Here is a 6,849-nt window from a genome sequence, read left to right on the forward strand (position 1 = left end):
GCGCAGCCGACCAGTGAGATCGTGCAGAGCGCCGTGCCTGCTTGTCGCAGCAGTTGTGAGAGCGGCGGTTGTGGCGTCATGAAGGCTCATCCAATATGCGAATAGTACCTAACCGCTCGGTGTACTATGGCGACAAAATTTAGGCCACTAGCTCACAGAGGATTTCAGCAGCTGCTAAGTGCAGCTACCCGTGAGATGGTAGGCTAAGTTGATTCGTACCGATCGGTTTGGTACTATACGCAAATCAAGCCACCGTGTCAAAATTTCCAAACCAAGCAGATGCCACGCACCAACCAAGTCATGACCGCCCCGCCGCCGAGCAGCGGCGAACTGAACGCCAAGGCGCTCACCGTCCTGCGTGCAGCGCGCAACATCTTCCTGACCCATGGGTTCAGCGCGGCAACCACCGACATGATCCAGCGCGAGGCTGGCGTGTCCAAGTCCACGGTGTATGCGCACTACGCGAACAAGGAAGCGTTGTTCACTGCGGTGATCGAAGCTGAATGTGCCGCCTTTACGAACACCGTCCATGGCATCAAGTTCCGTCCGGGCAAACTGAAAGAGACGCTGACAATGCTGGCTCGGGCCTACTTGAACATTGTGCTTTCCCCGGCAGGACTGGCAGTCTTTCGCGTCGTGATTGGCGAAGCACCGCGCTTTCCCAATCTCGCACGGACGTTCTACTTGGCCGGCCCGCAGGTCATGACGACGATGGTGGCCGAACAACTGGCCAATGCGGCGGCATCCGGTGAGGTCGATCTTGGCGAGATTGGCCGCGAGACGGCCGCCAATCTGTTCATCAACCTGGTTCGGGGCGAGCCTCAGCTCCAGTGCCTGACTCATCCGGATGCCGCGCCTTCTTCGGCGCAGATTGACCAGTGGGCGAACGCAGCCGTGCTGACATTCATACGTGCTTACGGCTGCGGTGAGGAAGCGACGAGTAAACGTTCCCGATCATGATGCCGAATGGGTCAACCGGTATCGGCACACGGATTCGAGGACCGACGGCTACCGTACTTCCCAGGTCGCGTCGGGCATCTACCTGCAGCTTACTGATGCATAATTCCGGAACCAAGCTTATCAATCAAAAAATCAAGAAACACCTTCACCTTTGCAGGCATGTGCTTCCGGTGAGGATAGACCGCGTGAATTTGTTGTTGCTCAATCTCGTAGTCCGGGAGTAGTTGCACAAGCTGTCCACGCGCAATGTCACGCGCCACCATAAAGGCTGATAGCCGTCCGATTCCACCTCCGAGTTGAACATATTCATGGAGCACATCAACGTTGTCCGTCACGAAGTTTCCTTTCACCTCAACAATCTCGGTTCCGCGAGTTCCAGTAAAACTCCATCGATTGAATACTTCATTCGTCGATAACCTCAGACAGTTGTGGTCATTCAGATCGGAAGGGGTAAGCGGATTTCCATGCTTCTTCAAATAGCTTGGACTTGCACAGACTATGCGACGACTCTCGCCCAACTTGCGCCCTACAAGACTCATATCTTTAAGCTTCCCCAGCCTGATCGCCAAATCAACATTCTCCGCGATCAGATCGACAGCCTGCCCCGTCAATTGAAACTCCAAATTTAGCTCGGGATAAAGCCCCTGAAATTCAGGCATCAATGGCAACAACTGATGCTTGGCAAAGCCTGGAGTACTGTTTATGCGAAGAGTACCTACCGGTACATGGCCAAAGCCAGTGAGAGAATCCTCCGCGCTCTCTATCTCCGCAAGTATTTCAACACATCGTACGAAGTAAGCGCGGCCACCTTCGGTCGGGCTGAGTGTACGCGTGCTTCGGTTCAGCAAGCGCACGCCCAGCCGCGTTTCGAGTCGGCTCAGCAACTTGCTGACCGCCGACGGTGAGAGGCCAAGGTAGCGGCCAGCGGCCGAAAAGCTGCCCCGACGTACGGACTCAACAAATACCTGCATCTCCGTCCACTTATCCACTGGACCACCCCGATCTGTGATGTTGCGTCAAAACTGATGTTCCAATTTTGACCATTATCACAGAATTACGCCAGCGATAACATCGGCGGCACCTAATGCAATCTCCCCAACCCGAAAGTTTTTAAGAGAGGTGTCCTCATGCTTGAGCTTTATACCCACCCGATGTCGCCCTGCGCTCAAAAAGTCCGGATTGTCTTGGCTGAGAAAGGCCTGGATTGGACAAAGCACCACATCGAGTTGTCGCAGAAGGAAAACCTTACCGAAGAGTACTTGAAGCTGAATCCCCTCGGCGTCGTTCCGACGTTGGTTCATGACGGAAGACCCGTAATCGAATCAAATGTCATCTGCGAGTACCTGGAGGACATTTACCCGACGCCAAGCCTTAGGCCAAGTTCGCACTATGAAGTCGCCAACATGCGCCTCTGGATGAAGCACGTCGACACCAAACTCCATCCTTCCTGCGGGGCGCTTCAATGGCCACTTGTAATGCGGCCTGCACTAATGGAAAAGTCCGAGGACGAGCGCCAGGCATTGCTCGAGAGAATTCCGGAAAAACCTCGCCGGGAACGCCAGAAGCGACTCGTCGCGCACGGTCTTGACGCCCCCGACGTCATTGATGCCGTGCACGTGTATCGAAAGACGATTCTTCACATGAATGACATGCTTAAAGAGCATCCATGGATTGTCAGCGATACCTTTAGCCTTGCCGACGCCAGTTTGGCCCCGTACTTTCAAACGATCCTTCAGTTTGGCTGGACTGAAATGTACGACGACTGCCCACGAGTGGGCGACTGGTTCGAGCGCTGTCGTTCCCGCAATTCATACGAGACGTCGGTGGCATGCGATTTCCCCCCTGAAATCATGGCGGACTTAAGGGCAAAAGGTGAGCAAGCCCTACAGAAGATCCGCCAACACCTCAACGCCCTCAAGTAGGAGACCGGAATTCAACATGATTCAGCCAGTGAATCAAGAATCTCCGGAACGCGACGGAGCATTCGTCAGAGCTAAATCGGCGTTTCGCAACTGGGTTACCCAGGATGGAACACCGGGTCCCAGCGGTGGGGGTGGCTTTCCGGCCGAGGCTGGACGCTTCCACCTCATCGTCGCATTGACTTGCCCTTGGGCCCACCGGACGCTGATCTACTTACGTCTCAAGCGCCTTGAGTCCGTGGTATCGCTTGGAGTCGTCCATCCCCAAAGGACCTCTGCGGGATGGGCATTTAAACCATTCCTCGGAAGCATGGCAGATTCGGTTCTTGATGCGGATTTGCTAAGCGAGTACTACTACCGCGCGGATCCCAATTACAAAGATCGGTTTACGGTGCCGATCCTGTGGGACAAAGTGCGCAACACGATAGTCAGCAATGAATCGGCCGACATCATCCGTATGTTCAATTCTGCTTTCGACAGGCTGACAAGCTCCCGTGCGAATTATTATCCCCTGGCACTACAAAATGAAATCGACGAGATCAACGAGTTCGTCTACCACCATTTGAACAACGGGGTCTATCGCGCAGGCTTCGCAAGAACACAATCCGCCTACGAGTCCGCGTACCAGGATGTATTCCAGGCACTCGATCTTCTCGAATCCCGACTAAGTCGGCGCCGTTACTTGGTCGGCATGGAAGTTACAGAGGCCGATTGGCGCTTGTTTCCGACCCTGATTCGATTCGATCCCGTCTACTACTCTCTGTTCAAATGCAACCGCCGCCGACTCGTTGAGTACCCGTCGCTATGGCGCTATATGCGTGACCTCTACCATCACCCCAACGTCGCCGAGACCGTGAACTTCGAACACATCAAGCAAGGATATTGGCGCAAGAGCGAGCGCAATCCGACAGGTATTGTTCCTCTCGGACCTGAAATCATCCTTCCTCCTCTATGCACCCAAGAAACATTCACGTAAGCGATCGAGAAATCGAAAAGGAAGCCCTCATGCCCTCCTACGATTACGACCTATTCGTCATTGGCGCCGGATCTGGCGGTGTTCGAGCTGCGCGTATGGCAGCCGCACATGGCACTCGCGTCGCCATCGCGGAGGATCTATACGTTGGCGGAACCTGCGTCAACGCAGGCTGCATTCCAAAAAAACTCTTGGTCCTTGCATCACAGTACGCTAGCGAATTTCGACTGGCATCTAGCTACGGTTGGAATTTGGCCAAAACCAGTTTCGATTGGAATGTCCTACTGAAAAACAAGAATCGTGAAATAGCGCGTCTAAATGGCATCTACCTAAATATTCTGAACCGTACTGGCTGCGAACTTATCGAAGGGCACGCAGTCATCGTTGGCCCTCACACGGTCCGTGTCGGACAACGCTCATTCTCCACCGAGCGCATACTCATTGCCACTGGCAGCTGGCCTTTTGTGCCGGATTTCCCGGGACGAGAACACGTTAGCACGTCCAATGACGTATTCCACTTTCAGAGTCTTCCCAATCATGTGGTCATTGTCGGAGGGGGCTACGTTGCCGTCGAACTTGCCGGAATATTCTCGGGTCTAGGCGCGATTACCGAAATCGTATATCGCGGCGATCTGTTCTTGCGAGGGTTCGACGACGAGGTTCGCACGGTCGTTGCGGATGAAATTTCTCGAAAGGGCATCTCACTCAATTTCAATACCGAGATTCTCCGAATTGATCGTTTGTCGGATAGGGAACTTCGAGTCTCGCTCAAGAGCGGGGAGGAAATACTCACCAATTGTGTCATCTATGCGACTGGACGGACTCCGAAGGTAGCCGGTCTCGGATTGGAAAACACAGCAGTCCTTCAAGGTGAGAATGGAGCCATCATCGTTAATGACCAATTCCAGACTGCGGAGCCGTCAATTTTTGCGATCGGTGACGTGATCGATCGCATACCTCTGACACCAGTGGCATTGGCTGAGGCGATGCATTTGGTCAAGCATCTCTATGGAGGCGTGACTTCGGCAATGGACTACGACCTGATCCCAACGACCGTCTTCTGCCAACCTAGTATCGGGACTGTTGGGCTAACCGAGTCTCAGGCACGCAGTCGGTATGCCGATGTGGCTGTATACAAGTCACGATTCGTGCCCCTTAAGAATGCTCTCGATGGCAGCGACGAACGTACATTCATGAAGCTTATTGTGGATAGGGAGAGTGACCGCGTTGTAGGTGTCCATATGGTGGGCCCTGATTCGGGTGAAATCATTCAAGGGATCGCGATAGCGCTCAAGGCAGGTGCAACCAAGGCGGTCTTCGACTCTACGATTGGGGTCCATCCAACAGCTGCAGAGGAGTTTGTCACGATGAGGGATGCCGCTCACTAGTCGTTCTCAACGCCGTTCGCCACACAAATCTTTTAAGGTGACAAATATGACAGACCTGGTTGACGTCAAGCTTTTCTTTAATTTCAGAAGTCCTTATTGCTACTTAGCAAGTAAGAAGCTATGGCCGATCGTCGATGAGTTTCAGAGCCGTCTGATATGGCGACCGGTGGGAGGATGGGACCTACGTTCGCCACCAGAACGCGCGAAGAGCAAGATGCCCCTTGTACGTCAGGATCTGGGACGCTTCGCACGCCGCCTCGGCATTCCGGTCGTGCCGCCACCGGTATCCACTGATCCGACCCTTGCGGGGGCCGGTTCCTTACTTGCAGAGCAGAAGGGTCTATTGCGTCCTTATATCGTCGAGGTGATGCGCGAGGAGTGGAGTCACGGCCGGGATATCGGTCAGGAAGACGTACTTCTGGAAGTGGGAGAGCGTATTGGCCTGGACCGACAGGAGCTTGCTAAAGCAATCCACAGTCCATCGAACCTCGAGCAACTCGCGAGAAATGCAGATGAAGCTGCAGAACTAGGCGTAATCGGCGTGCCGACCTTCGTTATCGATGAGCAAGTGTTTTGGGGCCAGGATCGCATCGATTTCGTGCTCGACGAGTTACGCGAAAGGCGGGCCACCAAGATATGAATGGAAGTGCAATACGTCGATTGGCCGTGAAGATGGAAACAATGATGAAAGGGCGTGGAGAGAGGAAGGGATGAAAAACTTAATACTCTACAATAAGGAAGAGTGCCCGTTTTGCTGGAAAGTTCGACTTGCTTTGCACGAATCGCAAATCGACGTCAGGTTGATCGATTCTGAGTCGGAAGAGCAGCGTAAGGTCTGGCAGCGGCTTACGCCCAAAAAGACTGTTCCGGTCTTGATCAATGGGGAATTGATCATCTACGAATCCAATGTAATCCTGGAATATCTGTCGGATGTCACGGGTCGCCTCCTACCTCAGGACTCAGCTGATCGAATCGTTCCTCGTTTGATTAATTCATACAGCGACAGCTTAATCGGTAGCGCGCTGAAGGAAATCATCTTCGAGAAGCGGGAAAGGGACGAACACAACTGGGACTTCAATCGAATTCATGCAGGGGTGGACGCCTTTGGGAAAGCACTCGTCTACTTATCAAAGATGCTCGGAAGCAGGGATTTTTTCGGTAACGACTATTCGATGGCCGAGTGCGCTCTAACTGCGCGATTCGGTCTAGCGGAAGCCTATGGAGTCGAAATTCCAGAGCAGTTTAGTAACCTGCAGAGTTGGTATATGCGGATGAAGGAGCGGCCGAGCTTCGACGCCACTTCACCGCGCAAAGGGGTTGCCTCACCCGTTCGTGTCAACGGTTGAATTGAGAGCGGCACGAGAGGTAGCGATCTCGATTCACGTTGGTTCAGCTCACAACGACGGAGCCATTTGAGGGATGCCGAATCCCGACTGGTGCCAGTAACAGAATGAGCCGCCATACATCTTGCTTAAAGGATACGTAGCCTTTCTTGTATTCATCAACCACAAAGTGTTAGAAAAGGAGACAGAGAAATGAAAAAAGGCGTCATGCGTCCCGGCCATATTCAACTTCGCGTGCTTGACTTAGAAGAGGCTCTCGCCTATTA

Annotated in this window: 7 protein-coding genes; 6 read left to right on the forward strand and 1 reads right to left on the reverse strand. The window is 53.4% G+C overall.

The features are described from left to right. The first annotated feature begins 300 nt into the window (after nt 1-300). Entirely contained in the window at nt 301-960 is a 660-nt protein-coding gene (locus DBO86_RS18170; RefSeq protein WP_108234441.1) for a TetR/AcrR family transcriptional regulator, read from the forward strand. 89 nt (nt 961-1,049) lie between these two features. Here DBO86_RS18170 and DBO86_RS18175 read toward each other — a convergent pair whose 3' ends face one another. Beyond that, nucleotides 1,050-1,931, reverse strand: a complete 882-nt coding sequence (locus DBO86_RS18175; RefSeq protein WP_108234435.1) for a LysR family transcriptional regulator — start codon at nt 1,929-1,931, stop codon at nt 1,050-1,052. A 156-nt stretch (nt 1,932-2,087) separates the two neighbouring features. Between DBO86_RS18175 and DBO86_RS18180 the strand changes: the two genes are divergently transcribed. From DBO86_RS18180 to DBO86_RS18200, 5 genes are all read left to right on the forward strand, one after another. Continuing rightward, a complete protein-coding gene (locus tag DBO86_RS18180; RefSeq protein ID WP_108234436.1) occupies nt 2,088-2,882 on the forward strand; it encodes a glutathione S-transferase family protein in 795 nt (264 codons plus the stop codon). A 16-nt stretch (nt 2,883-2,898) separates the two neighbouring features. Beyond that, a complete protein-coding gene (locus DBO86_RS18185; protein WP_108234437.1) occupies nt 2,899-3,855 on the forward strand; it encodes a glutathione S-transferase family protein in 957 nt (318 codons plus the stop codon). A gap of 29 nt (nt 3,856-3,884) precedes the next feature. Beyond that, nucleotides 3,885-5,240: a glutathione-disulfide reductase gene (gorA, locus tag DBO86_RS18190; protein ID WP_108234438.1), complete on the forward strand. Its 1,356-nt coding sequence runs from the start codon at nt 3,885-3,887 to the stop codon at nt 5,238-5,240. Nucleotides 5,241-5,286: 46 nt separating this feature from the next. Beyond that, entirely contained in the window at nt 5,287-5,880 is a 594-nt protein-coding gene (locus tag DBO86_RS18195) for a 2-hydroxychromene-2-carboxylate isomerase (protein WP_108234439.1), read from the forward strand. A gap of 70 nt (nt 5,881-5,950) precedes the next feature. Beyond that, nucleotides 5,951-6,586 carry a glutathione S-transferase family protein gene (locus DBO86_RS18200; RefSeq protein WP_167399141.1) on the forward strand — a complete coding sequence of 212 codons (636 nt, stop codon included), beginning with the start codon at nt 5,951-5,953 and terminating at the stop codon, nt 6,584-6,586. The last annotated feature ends 263 nt before the right edge of the window (nt 6,587-6,849 follow it).

This window comes from Ectopseudomonas oleovorans, assembly GCF_003052605.1.
Taxonomy (GTDB): domain Bacteria; phylum Pseudomonadota; class Gammaproteobacteria; order Pseudomonadales; family Pseudomonadaceae; genus Aquipseudomonas; species Aquipseudomonas oleovorans_A.

Excerpts from the sequence above, each read along its gene's own strand:
- DBO86_RS18170 (WP_108234441.1), top strand. The coding sequence starts at position 301 with ATGACCGCCCCGCCGCCGAGCAGCGGCGAACTGAACGCCAAGGCGCTC.
- DBO86_RS18175 (WP_108234435.1), bottom strand. The coding sequence starts at position 1,931 with ATGCAGGTATTTGTTGAGTCCGTACGTCGGGGCAGCTTTTCGGCCGCT.
- DBO86_RS18180 (WP_108234436.1), top strand. The coding sequence starts at position 2,088 with ATGCTTGAGCTTTATACCCACCCGATGTCGCCCTGCGCTCAAAAAGTC.
- DBO86_RS18185 (WP_108234437.1), top strand. The coding sequence starts at position 2,899 with ATGATTCAGCCAGTGAATCAAGAATCTCCGGAACGCGACGGAGCATTC.
- gorA (WP_108234438.1), top strand. The coding sequence starts at position 3,885 with ATGCCCTCCTACGATTACGACCTATTCGTCATTGGCGCCGGATCTGGC.
- DBO86_RS18195 (WP_108234439.1), top strand. The coding sequence starts at position 5,287 with ATGACAGACCTGGTTGACGTCAAGCTTTTCTTTAATTTCAGAAGTCCT.
- DBO86_RS18200 (WP_167399141.1), top strand. The coding sequence starts at position 5,951 with ATGAAAAACTTAATACTCTACAATAAGGAAGAGTGCCCGTTTTGCTGG.